General features: G+C 64.6%; 22 protein-coding genes. 17 read left to right on the top strand and 5 right to left on the bottom strand.

The annotated features are described in order from the left end of the window. Positions 1-7 precede the first annotated feature (7 nt). The 14 genes from rplF to bfr all read left to right on the top strand — a co-directional run bounded on the left by rplF (position 8) and on the right by bfr (position 8,810). Positions 8-541 carry a 50S ribosomal protein L6 gene (gene rplF / locus M6E97_RS00185; protein ID WP_003093699.1) on the top strand — a complete coding sequence of 178 codons (534 nt, stop codon included), beginning with the start codon at positions 8-10 and terminating at the stop codon, positions 539-541. A 10-nt stretch (positions 542-551) separates the two neighbouring features. Then, positions 552-902, top strand: a complete 351-nt coding sequence (gene rplR, locus M6E97_RS00190; RefSeq protein ID WP_003093698.1) for a 50S ribosomal protein L18 — start codon at positions 552-554, stop codon at positions 900-902. A 3-nt stretch (positions 903-905) separates the two neighbouring features. Continuing rightward, on the top strand, positions 906-1,406 hold the full coding sequence (gene rpsE / locus M6E97_RS00195; protein ID WP_003093697.1) for a 30S ribosomal protein S5: 501 nt from the start codon (positions 906-908) through the stop codon (positions 1,404-1,406). 2 nt (positions 1,407-1,408) lie between these two features. After that, the gene (rpmD, locus tag M6E97_RS00200; protein WP_003093696.1) at positions 1,409-1,585 is read left to right on the top strand and encodes a 50S ribosomal protein L30; all 177 of its coding nucleotides are present in this window, start codon (positions 1,409-1,411) and stop codon (positions 1,583-1,585) included. 3 nt (positions 1,586-1,588) lie between these two features. Next, positions 1,589-2,023: a 50S ribosomal protein L15 gene (gene rplO / locus M6E97_RS00205; RefSeq protein ID WP_003093695.1), complete on the top strand. Its 435-nt coding sequence runs from the start codon at positions 1,589-1,591 to the stop codon at positions 2,021-2,023. Further along, complete coding sequence (secY, locus tag M6E97_RS00210; protein WP_003093694.1) at positions 2,024-3,352, top strand: preprotein translocase subunit SecY; 1,329 nt, start codon at positions 2,024-2,026, stop codon at positions 3,350-3,352. A 28-nt stretch (positions 3,353-3,380) separates the two neighbouring features. After that, entirely contained in the window at positions 3,381-3,497 is a 117-nt protein-coding gene (gene rpmJ / locus M6E97_RS00215) for a 50S ribosomal protein L36 (RefSeq protein WP_003093693.1), read from the top strand. Between the two features lie 130 nt (positions 3,498-3,627). Further along, positions 3,628-3,984: a 30S ribosomal protein S13 gene (rpsM, locus tag M6E97_RS00220; protein WP_003093692.1), complete on the top strand. Its 357-nt coding sequence runs from the start codon at positions 3,628-3,630 to the stop codon at positions 3,982-3,984. Between the two features lie 18 nt (positions 3,985-4,002). After that, on the top strand, positions 4,003-4,392 hold the full coding sequence (rpsK, locus tag M6E97_RS00225) for a 30S ribosomal protein S11 (protein WP_003093689.1): 390 nt from the start codon (positions 4,003-4,005) through the stop codon (positions 4,390-4,392). A gap of 16 nt (positions 4,393-4,408) precedes the next feature. Further along, positions 4,409-5,029 (top strand): 30S ribosomal protein S4, encoded by a 621-nt coding sequence (rpsD, locus tag M6E97_RS00230; protein ID WP_003093678.1) that lies wholly within the window; start codon positions 4,409-4,411, stop codon positions 5,027-5,029. 22 nt (positions 5,030-5,051) lie between these two features. Then, the gene (locus tag M6E97_RS00235) at positions 5,052-6,053 is read left to right on the top strand and encodes a DNA-directed RNA polymerase subunit alpha (RefSeq protein WP_003093675.1); all 1,002 of its coding nucleotides are present in this window, start codon (positions 5,052-5,054) and stop codon (positions 6,051-6,053) included. 43 nt (positions 6,054-6,096) lie between these two features. Beyond that, complete coding sequence (gene rplQ / locus M6E97_RS00240) at positions 6,097-6,486, top strand: 50S ribosomal protein L17 (RefSeq protein WP_003093672.1); 390 nt, start codon at positions 6,097-6,099, stop codon at positions 6,484-6,486. Between the two features lie 280 nt (positions 6,487-6,766). Continuing rightward, the gene (gene katA / locus M6E97_RS00245; protein WP_003103909.1) at positions 6,767-8,215 is read left to right on the top strand and encodes a catalase KatA; all 1,449 of its coding nucleotides are present in this window, start codon (positions 6,767-6,769) and stop codon (positions 8,213-8,215) included. Between the two features lie 130 nt (positions 8,216-8,345). Continuing rightward, positions 8,346-8,810 (top strand): bacterioferritin, encoded by a 465-nt coding sequence (gene bfr, locus M6E97_RS00250; RefSeq protein WP_003093668.1) that lies wholly within the window; start codon positions 8,346-8,348, stop codon positions 8,808-8,810. A 71-nt stretch (positions 8,811-8,881) separates the two neighbouring features. On the opposite strand, the gene uvrA is transcribed toward bfr, so the two are convergent. Continuing rightward, the gene (gene uvrA / locus M6E97_RS00255; RefSeq protein WP_267262498.1) at positions 8,882-11,719 is read right to left on the bottom strand and encodes an excinuclease ABC subunit UvrA; all 2,838 of its coding nucleotides are present in this window, start codon (positions 11,717-11,719) and stop codon (positions 8,882-8,884) included. Between the two features lie 213 nt (positions 11,720-11,932). On the opposite strand from uvrA, the gene M6E97_RS00260 reads away from it, so the two are divergent. Next, positions 11,933-13,321 (top strand): MFS transporter, encoded by a 1,389-nt coding sequence (locus M6E97_RS00260; protein ID WP_003103910.1) that lies wholly within the window; start codon positions 11,933-11,935, stop codon positions 13,319-13,321. A 16-nt stretch (positions 13,322-13,337) separates the two neighbouring features. Continuing rightward, positions 13,338-13,835 (top strand): single-stranded DNA-binding protein, encoded by a 498-nt coding sequence (gene ssb / locus M6E97_RS00265; RefSeq protein ID WP_003114685.1) that lies wholly within the window; start codon positions 13,338-13,340, stop codon positions 13,833-13,835. A gap of 88 nt (positions 13,836-13,923) precedes the next feature. Here the strand turns inward: ssb and pchA are convergent, their stop codons facing one another. The 4 genes from pchA to pchD are packed head-to-tail and all read right to left on the bottom strand — an operon-like array spanning position 13,924 to position 18,051. Then, on the bottom strand, positions 13,924-15,354 hold the full coding sequence (gene pchA, locus M6E97_RS00270) for an isochorismate synthase PchA (protein WP_023099164.1): 1,431 nt from the start codon (positions 15,352-15,354) through the stop codon (positions 13,924-13,926). Continuing rightward, a complete protein-coding gene (pchB, locus tag M6E97_RS00275) occupies positions 15,351-15,656 on the bottom strand; it encodes an isochorismate lyase PchB (protein WP_003106950.1) in 306 nt (101 codons plus the stop codon). Before pchB ends, pchA begins: the two co-directional genes overlap by 4 nt. After that, positions 15,656-16,411 carry a pyochelin biosynthesis editing thioesterase PchC gene (gene pchC / locus M6E97_RS00280; RefSeq protein ID WP_023091007.1) on the bottom strand — a complete coding sequence of 252 codons (756 nt, stop codon included), beginning with the start codon at positions 16,409-16,411 and terminating at the stop codon, positions 15,656-15,658. Before pchC ends, pchB begins: the two co-directional genes overlap by 1 nt. Next, positions 16,408-18,051 (bottom strand): pyochelin biosynthesis salicyl-AMP ligase PchD, encoded by a 1,644-nt coding sequence (gene pchD / locus M6E97_RS00285; protein WP_023091008.1) that lies wholly within the window; start codon positions 18,049-18,051, stop codon positions 16,408-16,410. Before pchD ends, pchC begins: the two co-directional genes overlap by 4 nt. A 229-nt stretch (positions 18,052-18,280) precedes the next feature. On the opposite strand from pchD, the gene pchR reads away from it, so the two are divergent. Further along, positions 18,281-19,171: a pyochelin biosynthesis transcriptional regulator PchR gene (gene pchR / locus M6E97_RS00290; RefSeq protein WP_003110567.1), complete on the top strand. Its 891-nt coding sequence runs from the start codon at positions 18,281-18,283 to the stop codon at positions 19,169-19,171. Positions 19,172-19,181 lie beyond the last annotated feature (10 nt).

Genomic DNA, 19,181 nt, shown 5'->3' on the forward strand with positions numbered 1-19,181 from the left:
AATCAGCATGTCTCGCGTTGCTAAGAACCCCGTCAAGCTGCCTGCCGGCGTTGAAATCAAACTGGCTGGTCAGCAACTGTCCATCAAGGGCGCCAAAGGTGCTCTGGAGCTCAAGGTCCATCCTTCGGTCGAAGTGATCCAGGACAGCGGTGAGCTGCGTTTTGCTGCGCGTAACGGCGACCAGCAGACTCGCGCCATGGCTGGTACCACCCGTGCTCTGGTGAACAACATGGTAGTCGGCGTCAGCCAGGGCTTCGAGCGCAAGCTCCAGCTGGTCGGCGTTGGTTACAAAGCGCAGGCCAAGGGCCAAGTGCTGTCCCTGTCCCTCGGCTTCTCCCATCCGGTTGATTACGAACTGCCGGCCGGCATCGTCGCTGAGACCCCCAGCCAGACCGATATCCTGATCAAGGGTATCGACAAGCAGCTGGTCGGTCAGGTTGCTGCCGAAATTCGCGACTTCCGTCCGCCGGAGCCTTACAAAGGCAAGGGCGTGCGTTACGCCGACGAAGTCGTCCGTCGTAAAGAAGCCAAGAAGAAGTAGGGCATAGCAAATGAGCGTCAAGAAAGAAACCCGTCTGCGTCGCGCTCGCAAGGCACGCCTGAAGATGCGCGAGCTGGAAACCGTACGCCTCTGCGTGTACCGCTCTTCCCAGCACATTTACGCCCAGGTCATTGCGGCCGACGGCGGCAAGGTCCTGGCCAGCGCCTCGACCCTGGACAAAGACCTGCGCGAAGGTGCCACCGGCAACATCGATGCAGCCAAGAAAGTTGGTCAACTGGTCGCCGAGCGCGCCAAAGCGGCCGGCGTCACCCAGGTGGCGTTCGATCGTTCTGGCTTCAAGTACCACGGCCGTGTGAAAGCGCTGGCTGATGCCGCTCGTGAAGGCGGACTGGAGTTCTAAGTTATGGCAAACAACGAGCAAAAGCGCGACGAAGGCTACATCGAGAAGCTGGTTCAGGTTAACCGCGTCGCCAAAACCGTAAAAGGTGGCCGTATCTTCGCTTTCACCGCACTGACCGTGGTGGGTGATGGCAAGGGTCGCGTTGGTTTCGGTCGTGGCAAGGCGCGTGAAGTGCCGGCCGCCATCCAGAAAGCAATGGAAGCCGCTCGCCGCAACATGATCCAAGTCGATCTGAACGGCACCACCCTGCAGTATCCGACCAAGTCCGCCCATGGCGCCTCCAAGGTGTACATGCAGCCGGCTTCGGAAGGTACCGGCATCATCGCCGGCGGCGCCATGCGTGCCGTTCTGGAAGTGGCTGGTGTGCAGAACGTCCTGGCCAAGTGCTATGGCTCCACCAATCCGGTGAACGTGGTTTACGCCACCTTCAAGGGCCTGAAGAACATGCAGGCTCCGGAAGCAGTAGCGGCCAAGCGTGGCAAGAGCGTCGAGGAGATTCTCTAACCATGGCAACTGTCAAAGTCACTCTGGTCAAGAGCCTGAACGGCCGTCTGGCCAACCACAAGGCTTGCGTCAAGGGTCTCGGCCTGCGTCGCATCAATCATACCGTCGAAGTTCAGGACACTCCTGAGAACCGCGGCATGATCAACAAGGCCTACTACCTGCTGCGTGTGGAGGGTTAATCCATGCAACTGAACGATCTGCGTTCCGCGCCGGGTGCCCGTCGCGAAAAGCACCGTCCGGGCCGTGGCATCGGTAGCGGTCTGGGCAAGACCGGTGGCCGTGGTCACAAAGGTCTGACCTCCCGCTCCGGTGGCAAGGTCGCTCCGGGCTTCGAGGGTGGTCAACAGCCTCTGCACCGTCGCCTGCCGAAGTTCGGCTTCGTTTCCCTGAAGGCCATGGATCGTGCTGAAGTGCGCACCTCCGAACTGGCCAAGGTCGAAGGCGACGTCGTCAGCCTGCAGACCCTGAAGGATGCCAACCTGATCAACCAGCACGTACAGCGCGTCAAAGTCATGCTGTCCGGCGAAGTTGGTCGTGCGGTCACCCTGAAAGGTATCGCCGCCACCAAGGGTGCGCGTGCGGCTATCGAAGCAGCTGGCGGTAAATTCGAGGACTAAATGGCTAAGCAAGGTGCTCTCTCTGCGCTAAGCAACGGCGGTCTGTCCGAGCTCTGGGCACGTCTGCGTTTCCTGTTCCTGGCGATCATCGTCTATCGGATCGGCGCGCACATCCCAGTTCCGGGCATCAACCCCGATCGCTTGGCGGCACTGTTCCGGCAGAACGAGGGGACCATTCTTAGCCTCTTCAACATGTTTTCCGGCGGCGCGCTGGAGCGCATGAGTATCTTTGCACTGGGGATCATGCCGTACATCTCGGCATCGATCATCATGCAGCTCATGACCGCTATCAGCCCGCAGCTGGAGCAGTTGAAGAAAGAGGGTGAGTCTGGGCGTCGCAAGATCAGCCAGTACACCCGCTACGGTACTGTAGTCCTGGCACTGGTCCAGGCCATCGGCATGTCCGTTGGCCTGGGCAGCCAGGGCGTAGCCTTCTCCAACGACTTCGGCTTCTACTTCGTGGCTGTCACCACCTTCGTGGCTGGTGCCATGTTCATGATGTGGCTGGGCGAGCAGATCACCGAGCGCGGTGTCGGCAACGGCATCTCGATGTTGATCTTCGCTGGTATCGTTGCAGGCCTGCCGCGCGCCATCGGTCAGTCTTTCGAGTCTGCCCGTCAAGGTGACATCAACATCTTCGCTCTGATCGGCGTCGGCCTGCTGGCCGTGGCGATCATCGCGTTCGTGGTGTTCATCGAGCGTGGCCAGCGTCGCATCGCGGTGCATTACGCCAAGCGCCAGCAAGGCCGCAAGGTGTTTGCAGCGCAGACCAGCCATCTGCCGTTGAAGGTGAACATGGCGGGTGTGATTCCCGCGATTTTCGCCAGCAGTATCCTGCTGTTCCCGGCGTCCCTGGGCTCCTGGTTCGGTCAGTCGGAAGGCTTGGGTTGGTTGCAGGACGTCGCGCAAGCGATCGCTCCGGGGCAGCCGCTGAACATCTTGCTGTTCACTGCAGGGATCGTTTTCTTCTGCTTCTTCTATACAGCGCTGATGTTCAACCCGAAGGACGTGGCGGAGAACCTCAAGAAGTCCGGTGCATTTATTCCGGGCATCCGTCCGGGCGAACAGTCCGCTCGCTACATCGATGGCGTGCTGACCCGTTTGACCATGTTCGGTGCTCTGTACATGACGGCTGTCTGCCTGCTGCCCCAGTTCCTGGTGGTTGCGGCGCACGTGCCGTTCTATCTTGGCGGGACCTCGCTGTTGATCGTGGTCGTGGTTGTCATGGACTTTATGGCCCAGGTGCAATCTCACCTCGTTTCTCACCAGTATGAATCCCTGATGAAGAAAGCCAACCTGAAGGGCTACGGCAGCGGCATGCTGCGCTGATAGACCCGTAAGGTTCGAGGAGTTGGTGATGAAAGTTCGTGCATCGGTCAAGAAGCTGTGCCGTAACTGCAAAATCATCCGTCGCGATGGCATCGTGCGGGTGATCTGCAGCGCGGAACCGCGTCACAAGCAGCGCCAAGGCTGATTGTGATCCACGCGTGATAACCCGGCAGCTAGTGTGCTGCCGGGTTGATTATTTGCTATTACAGCGCTAATATCCGCGCCCTTTCTTGGCTTCCTGGGCGCAGGGTAGCTGTCAATTGGAGTTTTTCTGAATGGCCCGTATTGCAGGCGTCAACATTCCGGATAACAAGCACACTGTTATCTCGCTGACCTACATCTATGGTGTTGGTCGCACTACTGCTCAGAGCATCTGCGCAGCCACCGGCGTAAACCCGGCTGCCAAGATCAAGGACCTGAGCGACGAGCAGATCGATCAGCTGCGTAACGAAGTCGCGAAGATCACCACCGAAGGTGACCTGCGTCGCGAAATCAACATGAACATCAAGCGTCTGATGGACCTCGGTTGCTACCGCGGTCTGCGTCATCGTCGCGGTCTGCCGGTTCGCGGTCAGCGTACCAAGACCAACGCGCGTACCCGCAAGGGCCCGCGTAAGCCGATCCGCAAGTAATCGCGTAGGAATCTAGTCATGGCAAAACCTGCTGCTCGTCCCCGTAAGAAAGTCAAAAAGACAGTGGTCGATGGGATCGCCCATATCCACGCGTCTTTCAACAACACCATCGTGACCATCACCGACCGTCAGGGCAACGCACTGTCCTGGGCGACCTCCGGTGGTTCCGGTTTCCGCGGCTCGCGTAAGAGCACCCCGTTCGCTGCCCAGGTAGCGGCCGAGCGTGCCGGCCAGGCTGCCCTGGAATACGGTCTGAAGAACCTGGACGTCAACGTCAAGGGCCCGGGCCCGGGCCGCGAGTCCGCCGTTCGCGCTCTGAATGCTTGCGGCTACAAGATCGCCAGCATCACCGACGTAACCCCGATCCCGCATAACGGCTGCCGTCCGCCGAAAAAGCGTCGCGTGTAATAGGAGACAGTGAGAAATGGCTCGTTACATTGGTCCCAAGTGCAAACTGTCTCGCCGTGAAGGCACCGACCTGTTCCTGAAGAGCGGCGCCCGCGCCCTCGACTCGAAGTGCAAGGCTGAAAACGTTCCTGGCCAGCATGGCCAGCGTCGTGGCCGTCTGTCCGACTACGGTCTGCAGCTGCGTGAAAAGCAGAAAGTACGTCGCATCTACGGCGTGCTGGAGCGTCAGTTCCGCGGTTACTACCAGGAAGCTTCCCGTCGCAAGGGTTCTACCGGTGAGAACCTGCTGCAACTGCTCGAGTGCCGCCTGGACAACGTCGTATACCGCATGGGCTTCGGTTCCACTCGTTCGGAATCCCGCCAGCTGGTATCCCACAAGGCCATCACCGTCAACGGTCAGACCGTCAACATCCCTTCCTACCAAGTGAAGGCCGGTGACGTCGTAGCTGTTCGCGAAAAATCGAAGAACCAGCTGCGTATCGCTCAGGCTCTGGAACTCTGTGGCCAGCGCGGTCGCGTCGAGTGGGTCGAAGTCGACCTCGACAAGAAGGCTGGTACCTTCAAGAGTGCTCCGGCTCGCAGCGACCTGTCCGCTGATATCAACGAAAACCTGATTGTCGAGCTCTACTCCAAGTAAGGGCTAGAAAATAGGTGCATCCATGCAGAGTTCGGTAAATGAGTTCCTGACCCCCCGCCACATCGATGTGCAGGTGGTCAGTCAAACCCGCGCCAAGATCACGCTCGAGCCTCTCGAGCGTGGTTTTGGTCACACCCTGGGCAACGCGCTGCGTCGCATCCTGTTGTCCTCCATGCCTGGCTGCGCAGTGGTCGAGGCCGAGATCGACGGCGTACTCCACGAGTACTCGGCGATCGAAGGTGTGCAGGAAGATGTAATCGAGATCCTGCTGAACCTGAAAGGTCTGGCCATCAAGCTGCACGGTCGTGATGAAGTGACGCTGACCCTGGCTAAGAAGGGCTCGGGTGTTGTGACTGCTGCCGATATTCAGCTGGATCACGATGTTGAGATCATCAACGGTGACCACGTTATCGCCAACCTGGCAGACAACGGCGCGCTGAACATGAAGCTGAAGGTAGCTCGTGGCCGTGGCTACGAGCCTGCCGACGCACGTCAGAGCGATGAAGACGAAAGCCGCAGCATCGGCCGTCTGCAGCTCGACGCATCGTTCAGCCCGGTCCGTCGTGTCTCCTACGTGGTGGAAAACGCCCGTGTCGAGCAGCGCACCAACCTGGACAAACTGGTCCTGGACCTGGAAACCAACGGCACTCTGGATCCCGAAGAGGCTATCCGTCGCGCCGCTACCATCCTGCAACAGCAGCTGGCAGCGTTCGTGGACCTCAAGGGCGACAGCGAACCCGTCGTTGAAGAGCAGGAAGACGAGATCGATCCGATCCTCCTGCGCCCGGTCGATGACCTGGAACTGACCGTACGTTCGGCCAACTGCCTGAAGGCGGAAAACATCTACTACATCGGTGACCTGATCCAGCGCACCGAAGTGGAACTGTTGAAAACGCCGAACCTGGGCAAGAAGTCCCTGACCGAAATCAAGGACGTTCTGGCTTCCCGTGGTCTGTCCCTCGGTATGCGCCTCGATAACTGGCCGCCGGCAAGTCTTAAGAAAGACGACAAGGCCACTGCCTGATCGTCGTAACTACCGAACGTAAAGTTTGGAAAGGAATTGAACCATGCGCCATCGTAAAAGTGGTCGTCACCTGAGCCGCACCAGCGCGCACCGCAAGGCTATGTTCCAGAACATGGCGGTGTCGCTGTTCGAACACGAACTGATCAAAACCACCCTGCCCAAGGCCAAGGAACTGCGTCGCGTTGCCGAGCCGCTGATCACCCTGGCCAAGGAAGACAGCGTCGCCAACCGTCGCCTGGCTTTCGACCGTACCCGTTCGAAAGCTGCCGTTGGCAAGCTGTTCAACGACTTGGGCAAGCGCTACGCCAACCGTCCGGGCGGCTACCTGCGCATCCTGAAGTGCGGTTTCCGCGCTGGCGACAACGCCCCCATGGCGTACGTCGAGCTGGTTGATCGTCCTGTCGGCGGTGAAGTCGTAGAAGCTGCCGAATAAGGCATCTGCTGCACAAGAAACCGGGCCCAGGCCCGGTTTTTTATTACCTGCCTTAAAGTTTTTATCTATCGGCTCGCTGTCTTTAATAAATTGGATTGTGGGAGGGCTGTCATTTATCCTTAACCTGCTTTTACGAAAAGCTACGTTCGGATAAGCGAGATCAATGCAAAGGGCGCTTGGTTCAGCCGACAGGTTGTCCTCCGCCAATCCCTGGTCCACGCTGATGATTTCCGTGTAGCCGCTTCGCTTCATAGCACGTTAGCCGTTGAGGAGAGAGTAAATGGAAGAGAAGACCCGCCTGACCACTGCCGCTGGCGCACCGGTGGTCGATAACCAGAACGTGCAGACCGCCGGTCCGCGTGGCCCGATGTTGCTGCAGGACGTGTGGTTCCTCGAGAAGCTCGCCCACTTCGATCGCGAAGTGATCCCCGAGCGACGCATGCATGCGAAAGGCTCCGCGGCCTACGGCACCTTCACCGTCACCCATGACATCACCCCCTACACCCGGGCGAAGATCTTCTCCCAGGTCGGCAAGAAGACCGATATGTTCCTGCGCTTCTCCACCGTCGCCGGTGAGCGTGGCGCGGCGGATGCCGAGCGAGACATCCGCGGCTTCTCCATGCGTTTCTACACCGAGCAGGGCAACTGGGACCTGGTCGGCAACAACACCCCGGTGTTCTATCTGCGCGACCCGCTCAAGTTCCCCGATCTCAACCACGTGGTGAAGCGTGACCCGCGCACCAACCTGCGCAATGCGACCTTCAAGTGGGACTTTTTCTCTCACCTCCCCGAGTCGCTGCATCAGTTGACCATCGACTTCAGCGACCGCGGCCTGCCGAAGAGCTATCGGCACATCCATGGTTTCGGCAGCCATACCTTCAGCTTCATCAATGCGAACAACGAGCGCTTCTGGGTCAAGTTCCACTTCAAGACCCAACAGGGCATCGAGAACCTGACCAACGCCGAGGCCGCCGAAGTGATCGCCCAGGACCGCGAGAGTTCGCAGCGCGACTTGTACGAGAGCATCGAGAAAGGCGACTTCCCGCGCTGGAAGATGTACGTGCAGATCATGCCCGAGAAGGAAGCGGCCACCTATCGCTACAACCCGTTCGACCTGACCAAGGTTTGGCCCCACGGTGACTACCCGTTGATCGAAGTGGGCTTCTTCGAGCTGAACCGTAACCCGGACAACTACTTCGCCGAGGTCGAGCAGGCCGCTTTCACGCCGGCCAACGTGGTGCCCGGTATCGGTTTCTCGCCGGACAAGATGCTCCAGGGCCGTCTGTTCTCCTACGGCGACGCCCATCGCTATCGCCTGGGCGTCAACCACCACCAGATCCCGGTGAACGCCGCGCGTTGCCCGCACCAGGTCTACCACCGCGATGGCGGCATGCGGGTGGACGGCAACAACGCCCATCAGCGCGTCACCTACGAGCCGAACAGCTTCAACCAGTGGCAGGAGCAGCCTGACTTCTCCGAGCCGCCGCTGAGCCTGGAGGGCGCGGCGGACCACTGGAACCACCGGGTGGACGACGACTACTACAGCCAGCCCGCCGCGCTGTTCCATCTGTTCACCGACGAGCAGAAGCAGCGGTTGTTCGCCAACATCGCCGAAGACATCCGCGATGTACCGGAACAGATCCAGCGTCGCCAGATCGGCCTGTTCCTCAAGGTCGATCCGGCCTACGGCAAAGGCGTCGCCGACGCCCTCGGCCTGAAGCTGGACTGATGGCCTGATGAGGCCCCCGGCCCCCTTCCTAGGAAGGGGGCTTTTTTATCTGCATTGGCTTGACCCGGATCAGGCGGAGCCGGGAGCATATGCGGCTAGATTCCTAGTTTTCTCCAGGGAGAGCCCCCCGATGCAAGGCCATCCGGAAGTCATCGATTACCTCAACACGCTGCTGACCGGCGAGCTGGCCGCGCGCGACCAGTACTTCATCCACTCGCGCATGTACGAGGACTGGGGCTTCAGCAAGCTCTACGAGCGCCTCAACCACGAGATGGAGGAGGAGACCCAGCATGCCGACGCCCTGCTGCGCCGTATCCTCCTGCTCGAAGGTACGCCGCGCATGCGTCCCGACGATATCCACCCGGGCACCACGGTGCCGGAGATGCTCGAGGCCGACCTCAAGCTCGAGCGCCATGTCCGCGCCGCGCTGGCCAAGGGCATCGCCCTCTGCGAGCAGCACAAGGACTTCGTCAGCCGCGACATCCTCAAGGCCCAGTTGGCCGACACCGAGGAAGACCACGCCTACTGGTTGGAGCAACAGCTTGGCCTGATCGCCAGGATGGGCCTGGAGAACTACCTGCAATCGCAGATCTGACCCTACCCCGCGGATACGAAAAAGCCCCTGCGCCTCACGGTCGCAGGGGCTTTTTCATGAGCGCCCGGCAATCAGGCGCGATCGCGTTCCAGCAGCGGCTTGAGGAAGTGGCCGGTGTGCGACTGGGGCATCTCGGCCACCTGCTCTGGCGTGCCGTTGGCGATGATCTGGCCACCCTTGGAGCCGCCCTCGGGGCCGAGGTCGACCAGCCAGTCGGCGGTCTTGATCACGTCCAGGTTGTGCTCGATCACCACCACGGTGTTGCCGTGGTCGCGCAGGCGGTGGAGCACGTCGAGCAGTTGCTGGATGTCGGCGAAATGCAGGCCGGTGGTCGGTTCGTCGAGGATGTACAGGGTCTTGCCGGTGTCGCGCTTGGACAGCTCGCGGGACAGCTTGACCCGCTGTGCCTCGCCGCCCGAGAGGGTGGTCGCGCTCTGGCCCAGCTTGATGTAGGACAGGCCGACGTCCATCAGTGTCTGCAGCTTGCGCGCCAGGGTGGGGACGGCGTCGAAGAACTCGCGGGCTTCCTCGATGGTCATCTCCAGCACCTCGTGGATGCTCTTGCCCTTGTAGCGGATCTCCAGGGTCTCGCGGTTGTAGCGCTTGCCCTTGCAGACGTCGCAGGGAACGTAGATGTCCGGCAGGAAGTGCATCTCCACCTTGATCACGCCGTCGCCCTGGCAGGCCTCGCAACGGCCGCCCTTGACGTTGAACGAGAAGCGGCCGGGACCGTAGCCGCGCGAGCGGGCCTCCGGCACGCCGGAGAACAGTTCGCGGATCGGCGTGAACAGGCCGGTATAGGTCGCCGGGTTGGAGCGCGGGGTACGACCGATCGGGCTCTGGTCGATGTCGACCACCTTGTCCAGGTGCTGCAGGCCGTCGAACGAGTCGTACGGCGCCACTTCCAGGGTAGTCGCGCCGTTCAGCGCGGTGGCGGTGATCGGGAACAGGGTGTTGTTGATCAGCGTCGACTTGCCGGAGCCCGAGACCCCGGTGATGCAGGTGAACAGGCCGACCGGGATTTCCAGGTTGACGTTCTGCAGGTTGTTGCCGCGGGCGCCTTTCAGCTTCAGCAGCTTCTTCTTGTCGCGCGGGGTGCGCTTGGCCGGAACCGCGATTTTCTTGCGCCCGGAAAGGTACTTGCCGGTCAGCGAGTCGGGGTGGTTCATCACCTGGTCGGGCGTACCTTCCGCCACTACCTGGCCGCCGTGCACGCCGGCCCCCGGACCGATGTCGACGACGTAGTCGGCGAGTCGGATCGCGTCCTCGTCGTGCTCGACCACGATCACCGTGTTGCCGAGGTTGCGCAGGTGGGTGAGGGTGCCGAGCAGGCGTTCGTTGTCGCGTTGGTGCAGGCCGATCGAGGGTTCGTCGAGGATGTACATCACTCCCACCAGGCCGGCGCCGATCTGGCTGGCCAGGCGGATGCGCTGGGCTTCGCCGCCGGACAGGGTGTCGGCGCTGCGGTCGAGGGTCAGGTAGTCGAGGCCGACGTTGACCAGGAATTGCAGGCGGTCGCGGATTTCCTTGAGGATCTTCGCCGCGATCTCGCCACGGCGGCCGGTCAGGCTGAGTCCGGCGGCATACTCGCAGGCCTCGCCGACCGGCATCGCGGTGATCGCCGGCAGCGTCCGGTCGCCGACCCACACATGCCGCGCCTCGCGGCGCAGGCGGGTACCGTGGCAATCCGGGCAGGGCTGGGTGCTGAGGAACTTGGCCAGCTCCTCGCGGACCGTGGCCGACTCGGTCTCGCGGTAGCGCCGCTCAAGGTTCGGCAGGATGCCTTCGAAGGGATGCGAACGCTTGACGATGTCGCCGCGGTCGTTGAGATAGCGGAAGTCGACGTTTTCCCGGCCGGAGCCGTAGAGCACCACCTTCTGGTGCTCGGCGCCGAGTTCGTCGAAGGGTTCTTCCAGGCTGAAGCCGTAATGCTGGGCCAGCGAGCCGAGCATCTGGAAGTAATAGACGTTGCGCCGCTCCCAGCCGCGGATCGCGCCCTCGGCCAGGGTCAACTCGCCATTGACCACCCGGCGCGCGTCGAAGAATTGCTTCACGCTGAGGCCGTCGCAGGTCGGACAGGCGCCGGCCGGGTTGTTGAAGGAGAACAGCTTGGGTTCCAGCTCGCTGATCGAGTGGCCGCAGACCGGGCAGGCGAAGCGCGCCGAGAAGATGATCTCCTCGACATCCTCGTCCTCGTCCATCGGTGCTACCAGGGCGATACCGTCGGCCAGGGACAGGGCGGTCTCGAACGACTCGGCCAGGCGTTGCTGGAGGTCCGCGCGAACCTTGAAGCGGTCCACCACCACATCGATGCTGTGCTTCTTCTGCTTGTCCAGCTTCGGCACTTCGTCGAGTTCGTAGAGCTTGCCGTCGACCCGGGCGCGGACGAAACCCTGCGCGCGCATCTCGTCGAACACCGCCAGGTGCTCGCCCTTGCGCTCGCGGATCACCGGCGCCAGCAGCATCAGCTTGCTGCCTTCCGGCAGGGCCAGGACCTGGTCGACCATCTGGCTGACGGTCTGCGCCTCCAGCGGGATGTCGTGGTCCGGGCAGCGCGGGGTACCGACGCGGGCATAAAGCAGGCGCAGGTAGTCGTAGATCTCGGTGATCGTACCCACGGTGGAGCGTGGGTTGTGGGAAGTGGACTTCTGTTCGATGGAAATCGCCGGCGACAGCCCTTCGATGGTGTCCACGTCCGGCTTCTCCATCATCGACAGGAACTGCCGGGCGTAGGCCGAGAGGGATTCCACGTAGCGCCGCTGGCCTTCCGCATAGAGCGTGTCGAAAGCCAGGGAAGACTTGCCGGAACCGGAAAGACCGGTGATCACGATCAGTTTGTCGCGTGGCAGTGTGAGGTCGACGTTCTTCAGGTTGTGGGTACGCGCCCCACGAATCAGGATCTTATCCACAGCGGCCTCGCATGGCGGGCGAAAACCGCTGATTATACGGCTGGCCGCTAGCGCGCGGCAAAGTGGCGCGCCTGTGCCGCGAGGGGGCGGACTGGTAGAATGCGCGGCATTTTTCCGGCGCGGGCATTGCCCCGGCCGCCCAGGAGCGGGCGGCGGCGCCATCGGCAGGGGCATGAGGCCTTGCCCTGCAGCGGTTTCTTCCATGAGGGTGTTATGCACGACTCACATACTGAGCGGATGAGCGGTACCGAAACGCGAGCGGCCGTCGGGCTGTCACTGGTATTCGCCTTCCGCATGCTCGGCATGTTCATGGTCCTGCCGGTGCTGGCCACCTACGGCCAGGACCTGGCCGGCGCGACCCCGGCGCTGATCGGCCTGGCCATCGGCGCCTATGGCCTGACCCAGGCGATCCTGCAGATTCCCTTCGGGACCATTTCCGACCGCATCGGCCGGCGCCCGGTGATCGTCGTCGGGCTGCTGATCTTCGCCGCCGGCGCGGCCCTCGCGGCCAATGCCGACTCCATCTGGGGGGTGATCGCTGGCCGCGTCCTGCAGGGCGCCGGGGCGATCTCGGCGGCGGTGATGGCACTGCTCTCCGACCTCACCCGCGAGCAGCACCGGACCAAGGCGATGGCGATGATCGGCATGAGCATCGGCGTCTCCTTCGCCGTGGCCATGGTGCTCGGCCCGGTGCTGACCCATCTGTTCGGCCTGCATGGGCTGTTCTGGTTCACCGCCGGGATGGCGCTGGTCGGCCTGCTGCTGATCCTGTTCTTCGTCCCACAGCCGGACCACATGACCCAGCACCGCGAATCCAGCGTGGCGCGCCAGGCCCTGCTGCCGACCCTGAAGCACGGCGACCTGCTGCGCCTGGACGCCGGCATCCTGATCCTCCACGCCATCCTCATGGCCAGCTTCGTCGCCTTGCCGCTGGCGCTGGTGCACGAGGGTGGCCTGCCCAAGGAGCAGCACTGGTGGGTCTACCTGACCGCGCTGCTGGTCGGTTTCTTCGGCATGGTGCCGTTCATCATCTACGCCGAGAAGAAGCGTCGCATGAAGCGCGTGCTGACCGGCGCGGTGGCGACCCTGCTGGCCTGCGAACTGTTCTTCCTGGTCTTCGGTCACAGCCTGGCCATGCTGGTGGTCGGCACGGTGGTGTTCTTCACTGCCTTCAACCTGCTCGAAGCCTCGTTGCCGTCGCTGGTCAGCAAGGTCTCGCCGGCCGGCGGCAAGGGCACGGCGATGGGGGTGTATTCCACCAGCCAATTCCTCGGCGCGGCGCTGGGCGGCATCCTCGGCGGCTGGATGTTCCAGCACGGCGGGCTGAGCATGGTGTTCATCGGATGCGCGGTGCTCGCTGCCCTCTGGCTGGCGATTGCTGTTACCATGCGCGAACCGCCTTATGTGACCAGCATTCGCCTGCCGCTCGCGCCCGCCGCGCTGCAGGACGCGGTGCTGGTCCAGCGATTCAGGGCGTTGCCCGGTGTGGCAGACGCCGTGGTGGTGGCCGAGGAGGCCGCCGCCTATGTCAAAGTGGATACCCAACAAGTGGATCGCACCGCCCTCGAGCGCCTGGCCCAGGCCGCGCCGGGCGGATGCTGAACCTTAGGAGAACGTCATGGCCCGTGGGGTTAACAAAGTCATTCTGGTTGGTAACGTCGGTGGTGACCCGGAAACCCGCTACATGCCCAACGGCAATGCGGTGACCAACATCACCCTCGCCACCAGCGAGAGCTGGAAGGACAAGCAGACCGGCCAGCAACAGGAGCGCACCGAATGGCACCGCGTGGTGTTCTTCGGCCGCCTGGCGGAGATCGCCGGCGAGTACCTGCGCAAGGGTTCCCAGGTCTACGTCGAAGGCAGCCTGCGCACCCGCAAGTGGCAGGGCCAGGATGGTCAGGATCGCTACACCACCGAGATCGTGGTCGACATCAACGGCAACATGCAGTTGCTCGGCGGCCGCCCCTCCGGCGACGATTCGCAGCGCGCCCCGCGCGAGCCCATGCAGCGCCCGCAGCAGGCCCCGCAGCAACAGTCGCGTCCGGCCCCGCAGCAGCAACCGGCGCCGCAACCGGCCCAGGACTACGACAGCTTCGACGACGACATTCCGTTCTAAGCGACGCCCTTGCGGCGCGGCCCGTCCGCGCCACGGGCAGACCTTCGAAGACCCCCTGCCGCCCTCGGGCCGCAGGGGGTCTTCGTTTTCAGGCGACGCCGCGCTGCAAGGGCACTTCGTCCAGGCCGCCTATGGCGGACAGAGCGTCCCGCATGGCACTGAGCTTAAGGCAGGTTTCGCGATACTCGTGGGCCGGTTCCGAATCGCCTACCAGACCGCAGCCGGCGAACAGGTAGCCCCGGCCCGGCGTGAGCAGGGCCGAGCGCAGCGCCACCAGGAAATCGCCGTTGCCTTCGCCGTCGAGCCAGCCCAGCGGCGCGGCGTACCAGCCACGATCCATCCCTTCGTGCTGGCGGATGTAGTCCAGCGCCGCGCTGCGTGGGTAGCCGCCCACCGCGGGGGTCGGATGCAGCGCCTGCAGCAGCCGCAGGATGCCGCCTGCGTCGGCGAGGCGGGCGCGGATCGGCGTGTTCAGGTGCTGGACTCGCGCCAGTCGTTTCAGGCCAGGCGCATCGGGGATTTCCAGCGCCTCGCTGAAGGGTTCCAGGGCCGTACGGATCGCCTCCACCACCAACTGGTGTTCGTGCCTGTCCTTGGCGCTGTCCAGCAGGGCCTGTCCGAGCCGCGCATCTTCCTGGGCATCGCCGCCGCGGGCGATGGTCCCGGCCAGGGCATGGGTGAGCGCCTCGCCGGCGCGAATGCGGACCAGGCGTTCCGGGGAGGCGCCGAGGAAGCAGGCGTTGCCGCGGCGACAGGCGAACAGCTGGGCGTCGGCATGTTGCAGGCGCAGGTGTTCGATGACCTGCCACGGCTCGATGTCGCCGAGAGGCCGGGCTTGGGTGCGGGCCAGCACGACCTTGCCGAAGCGTCCCTGGCGGACACTGCTTACCGCGTCGCTCACCTTGGCTTCCCATTGCCTGCGCTCCTGCGCCGAAGCGTCGCCCTGCGCGCCAGCGGTCGGCCCCGAGGGCCGGCGCCTGGCCGGCTGCCTCAGGCGCAGTAGCGCCGAGCAGTGGTAGGCGGCCAGGGCCAGGGCATCTTCGCCGGGCTTGGCCAGGTGTTGGCAGAGTACCCGGTAGCGTTCGCCCTCGCGCAGCACGGTGATGCCGGCGAGCATCAGGCTGGCATCGGCGAAGGCTTGCCAGTGTTCCTCGCGCGGGCCGCGCGGATCGAAGCGGAATCCGCCGCACAGGCGCGGCGCCAGCGGGCCCTCGACCACGGCGTCGGCGCAGAGCAATTGCCAGTTTTCCTCGATCCGGGCGAAGCGCTGTTCGCCGTGGCCTTGCAGCTCCAGGGCGCAGCCCCAGGCGAAGAACGCCAGCTCGGGCTGTTCCCAGTACAGGCAGGGCGTTTGCCGGTCGTCCCAGGCACCGAATACCTGCAGCGGGTCCAATGGGTCGATCTCGAACGACGCCGCCACCAGCACCGGACGATCGAGCGCCTGCGCCTGGCCGATGGCGCGCTCGAAGGTGCCGCGCAAGGCGTGCAGGCACTGGCTCAGGGGCGCCAGCCGGCTCATGCGGCACCCCGTGTCTGGCGCCAGTACTTGATCTGCTCGGCGATGTACCAGTGGATGATCTGCGCGAACAGTCCCTCGACGAAGGGCGCGTCGAGTCCGTTTTCCTCGGCCCAGCGGGCGCGCTCGGGGAGCATCGCGGCGACCCGCTCGGGCGCCGGAATCGCCGCTTCGCTGGCCTTGAAGCGCGACGCCGCCTTGACGTAGTCCATGCGGCGGCCGAGGGCCTGGACGATATCCAGGTCGATCCGGTCGATGGCCTCGCGGATGTCCGCCAGGCCGGTGCAGTCTTCGGGAGTTTTCATCATGCAACCTCTCGGGAAAGGGCGTCGGGATGTGCGAGGCGGCGCAGCAGGTGCTCGATCACCGCGTCGCGCCTCTCGCTCAGGTAGAAGTGGCCGCCAGGAAAGCGCCGCAGCCTGGCGGGAGTCCGGCTGGCGTCGCTCCAGGCCTGCGCCTCGGCGGCGCTGACTTCCTCGTCGTGCTCGCCGAGGAGGACGTCGAGGGCGCAGGCCAGGGCGATGGGCTGCGCCCGTCGGTAGGTCTCGATTGCCTGGTAGTCGGCGCGCAGGATCGGCAGGAACAGCGCGCGCAGGTCGGCGTCCTCGAGTAGCTCGCTGGCGCCACCCTGGCGGCGGACGTCCTCCAGCAGCGCCGCCTCGTCGCCGCGGTGCAACGCGCCGCCGCGTTGCCGGTGCGGTGCCGGATGGGCGGAGACGAACAGGTGGCGCAGCGGCGCGCCGGCGCTTTCCAGGCGCAGGGCGGTTTCGTAGGCCAGCGCCGCGCCGAGACTGTGGCCGAACAGCGCCAGGGGCGCGTCGGCGAAATCGCGCAGGGCGAGGGCGGCGCCGTCGGCGAGGTCCTCCAGGCGGGTGGCCGGCGCCTCGTTGAAGCGGTCCTCGCGACCCGGGTACTGCAGGGCAAGCAGGTCGATGTCTGGCGGCAGGCGTTCGCTCCAGCTACGGAAGAAGCTGGCGCTGCCGCCTGCATGGGGGAAGCAGGCCAGGCGCAGGCGCGGCATCGGCGTCAGGCGGAACGGCCGGACCCAGGCGGCGCTCATGCGCGGGCCTCCAGCTCGCGGCGCAGGCGCTCGCGCAGGTCCTTCTTGCTGATCTTGCCGATGCCGGTCTGGGGGAAGGCCGGGACCAGCTCGATGCGGTCCGGCACCTTGAACGCGGCCAGCCCGCAGGCGTGCAGGTATTGCTTCAGCTTCAGCGCCGAGGGCGCCGGCTGGCGCGGGATGACGAAGGCGCAGGTGCGCTCGCCGAGCAGGCTGTCGGGCATCGCCACGACGGTGGCGTCGTGCACCTGCGGATGGGCGATCAGCAGGTTCTCCACCTCTTCTGCGGCGATCTTCTCGCCGCCGCGGTTGATCTGGTCCTTGTCGCGGCCCTCCACCACCAGGTAGCCGTCCTTGTCGCGGCTGACCCGGTCGCCGGTGCGGTAGAAGCCGTCCGCGCTGAAGGCCTTGGCGTTGTGTTCGGGCAGGCGGTAGTAGCCGCGGATGGTGTAGGGACCGCGCACGGTCAGTTCGCCGACCTCGCCGGGGCCGACCTCGCGGCCCTCGGCGTCGACCACCCGCACTTCGTCGTCCGGCGACAGCGGCCGGCCCTGGGTATGCAGCACGCGTTCGGGCGGATCGTCCAGGCGGGTGTAGCAGATCAGCCCCTCGGCCATTCCCAGCACCTGTTGCAACTGGCAGCCGAGCACCGGTGCGACGCGTTGCGCGGCACTGCTGCCGAGCCTGGAACCGCCGACCTGGAGCAGACGCAGGCTGGATAGATCGGCGCGGCGGCTTTCCTGGGCATCCAGCCAGAGCATCGCCAGCGGCGGTACCAGGGCGGTGTGGGTGACCCGTTCACGGGCGATCAGGGCGAAGCAATGCTCGGGATCGGCGCGCTGGCTGACCACCACGCGGCCGCCGGCCAGCAGCGTGCCGATCACTCCGGGGCAGCAGAGGGTGAAGTTGTGCGCCATCGGCAACCCGGTGAGGTACACCGTGTGCTCGTCGAAGCCGCAGACCTCGGCGCTGGCGCGGACGTTGTAGAGATACTCGCGATGACGCCGGGGAATCAGCTTCGGCGTGCCGGTGGTGCCGCCGGACAACTGGAAGCAGGCGATATCCTCTGCGCGGGCGGCGCAGTCTTCCAGCGCGTCGGCCTGGTACAGCGGTGCCAGCGCTTGCAGCGGCGCCTCGGCCTCGCCGTGGATCAGCGCCATCCGGCAGGCGCCGCTGGCGAGCAGCTCACGGGCCATCGGCCGTGGGTCGAAGCCGTCGATCCGTTCGGCGCCGATGTAGGCCTTGGCCTCGGCGAAGCGGCAGAAACCGCTGATCTCATGCTGGCGATGGGCGGGGAGGGCGAGCACCGGGCGTACGCCGAGCTGGAACAGGGCGAAGCAGGTCTCGACGAAGGCGATGCCGTTGGGCAGGTGCAGCACCACCGTGTCGCCATGTGCGAGGCCGGCCTGGCGCAGTCCGGCTGCCAGGCGGCGGCAGCGCTGGAGCAGGTCGGCATAGCTGAGCCGCTGGTCGTCGTCGCAGAGCGCGATCCGCCGCGGATGGCGCGCGGCGCTGGCGGCCAGGGCTTCGGCGAAGCTCCGGTCCTGCCAGTGGCCGGCGTCGAGATAGCGGCGGACGAAGGCGGCGGGCCAGTCGGGGGCGTCGTCGACGGCCGATGGGGTGACGGGCGAGGAAGTCATGCGATCTCCGTGGATGCGGTCGATTGCCATTGCTGGGAAATGAGATTTATTATCATTGGCGGGCGGCAGGGACCGCGCAAGCCCGCGCCTTTCGATTGCGGGGCTTTTTCATTCGCTGCAGGGGCGGAGTGCAGGGCGCTTTGTCCATCTCCGCTAAAAAGTCCCCCTGCCCCCACGTATCCAGGAAGGCGTCGCCGCGTCGGCAGCGCCCGGGCTACAGGAAAACCTGATGACCATCACCATCATTGCTCCGCCACAGGCCGATGCCGCCGCGCCGGCACCGGGCAACCGGCCCGGCATCGCGCACATCGATCCGAACATGAAGCTGGTGACCGGAACCTTCTGTTCGGCCAGCGAGGACTGGTTCGAGGAACCGCTGGAGCGCGGCCTGCGCCTGATCCTCGTGCAGAGCGGCCAGTTGCGCTGCCGGATCCCCGGCCAGCCCGAGCACCTCATCGAGGGGCCGAGCCTGTGCACCATCGCCAACGACGGCGACTTCACCTCGGCGCAGATCTACGGCACCGACAAGCCGTTGCGCTACACCATCGTCCAGCTCGGCGTCGAAGCCCTGGACAGCCGCCTCGGCTGGCTGCCCGAGCAACTGATACGCCGTCCCGGCGGCGATCCGCGGATCATGAGCTGCCCGGCGCCGCGGGCGATGCAGGCGTTGGCCTCGCAGATCGCCACCTGCCAGATGCTCGGTCCGACCCGCGATCTCTACCTCGGCGGCAAGGCCCTGGAGTTGGCCGCGCTCAGCGCCCAGTTCCTTTCCGGCGAGGGGCGCCCCGTCGAGGAGCCGCGCATCACCTGCTCGGAGGTCGAGCGCATCCACGCCGCCCGCGACCTGCTGGTCGGCGCCTTGCAGGAACCACCGTCGCTGGACACGCTGGCCAGCCGCGTGGGCATGAACCCGCGCAAGCTGACCGCCGGCTTCCGCAAGGTGTTCGGCGCCAGCGTATTCGGCTACCTGCAGGAATACCGCCTGCGCGAGGCGCACCGGATGCTCTGCGACGAAGAGGCGAACGTCTCCACGGTGGCCTACCGGGTGGGCTACAGCCCGGCGCATTTCTCCATCGCTTTCCGCAAGCGCTACGGCATCTCCCCCAGCGAGATCCGCTGAGTCTCCGCGA

Source organism: Pseudomonas sp. B111 (assembly GCF_026428275.1).
Classification (GTDB): Bacteria; Pseudomonadota; Gammaproteobacteria; order Pseudomonadales; family Pseudomonadaceae; genus Pseudomonas; species Pseudomonas aeruginosa.

Coding starts and splice junctions, on each gene's coding strand:
- M6E97_RS00260 (WP_003103910.1), top strand. CDS start 11,933: ATGCACGACTCACATACTGAGCGGATGAGCGGTACCGAAACGCGAGCG.
- rplR (WP_003093698.1), top strand. CDS start 552: ATGAGCGTCAAGAAAGAAACCCGTCTGCGTCGCGCTCGCAAGGCACGC.
- ssb (WP_003114685.1), top strand. CDS start 13,338: ATGGCCCGTGGGGTTAACAAAGTCATTCTGGTTGGTAACGTCGGTGGT.
- M6E97_RS00235 (WP_003093675.1), top strand. CDS start 5,052: ATGCAGAGTTCGGTAAATGAGTTCCTGACCCCCCGCCACATCGATGTG.
- rpmD (WP_003093696.1), top strand. CDS start 1,409: ATGGCAACTGTCAAAGTCACTCTGGTCAAGAGCCTGAACGGCCGTCTG.
- rpsK (WP_003093689.1), top strand. CDS start 4,003: ATGGCAAAACCTGCTGCTCGTCCCCGTAAGAAAGTCAAAAAGACAGTG.
- pchC (WP_023091007.1), bottom strand. CDS start 16,411: ATGAGCGCCGCCTGGGTCCGGCCGTTCCGCCTGACGCCGATGCCGCGC.
- rpsD (WP_003093678.1), top strand. CDS start 4,409: ATGGCTCGTTACATTGGTCCCAAGTGCAAACTGTCTCGCCGTGAAGGC.
- rplQ (WP_003093672.1), top strand. CDS start 6,097: ATGCGCCATCGTAAAAGTGGTCGTCACCTGAGCCGCACCAGCGCGCAC.
- pchB (WP_003106950.1), bottom strand. CDS start 15,656: ATGAAAACTCCCGAAGACTGCACCGGCCTGGCGGACATCCGCGAGGCC.
- rplO (WP_003093695.1), top strand. CDS start 1,589: ATGCAACTGAACGATCTGCGTTCCGCGCCGGGTGCCCGTCGCGAAAAG.
- katA (WP_003103909.1), top strand. CDS start 6,767: ATGGAAGAGAAGACCCGCCTGACCACTGCCGCTGGCGCACCGGTGGTC.
- bfr (WP_003093668.1), top strand. CDS start 8,346: ATGCAAGGCCATCCGGAAGTCATCGATTACCTCAACACGCTGCTGACC.
- rpsE (WP_003093697.1), top strand. CDS start 906: ATGGCAAACAACGAGCAAAAGCGCGACGAAGGCTACATCGAGAAGCTG.
- rpmJ (WP_003093693.1), top strand. CDS start 3,381: ATGAAAGTTCGTGCATCGGTCAAGAAGCTGTGCCGTAACTGCAAAATC.
- rpsM (WP_003093692.1), top strand. CDS start 3,628: ATGGCCCGTATTGCAGGCGTCAACATTCCGGATAACAAGCACACTGTT.
- rplF (WP_003093699.1), top strand. CDS start 8: ATGTCTCGCGTTGCTAAGAACCCCGTCAAGCTGCCTGCCGGCGTTGAA.
- pchA (WP_023099164.1), bottom strand. CDS start 15,354: ATGAGCCGGCTGGCGCCCCTGAGCCAGTGCCTGCACGCCTTGCGCGGC.
- secY (WP_003093694.1), top strand. CDS start 2,024: ATGGCTAAGCAAGGTGCTCTCTCTGCGCTAAGCAACGGCGGTCTGTCC.
- pchR (WP_003110567.1), top strand. CDS start 18,281: ATGACCATCACCATCATTGCTCCGCCACAGGCCGATGCCGCCGCGCCG.
- pchD (WP_023091008.1), bottom strand. CDS start 18,051: ATGACTTCCTCGCCCGTCACCCCATCGGCCGTCGACGACGCCCCCGAC.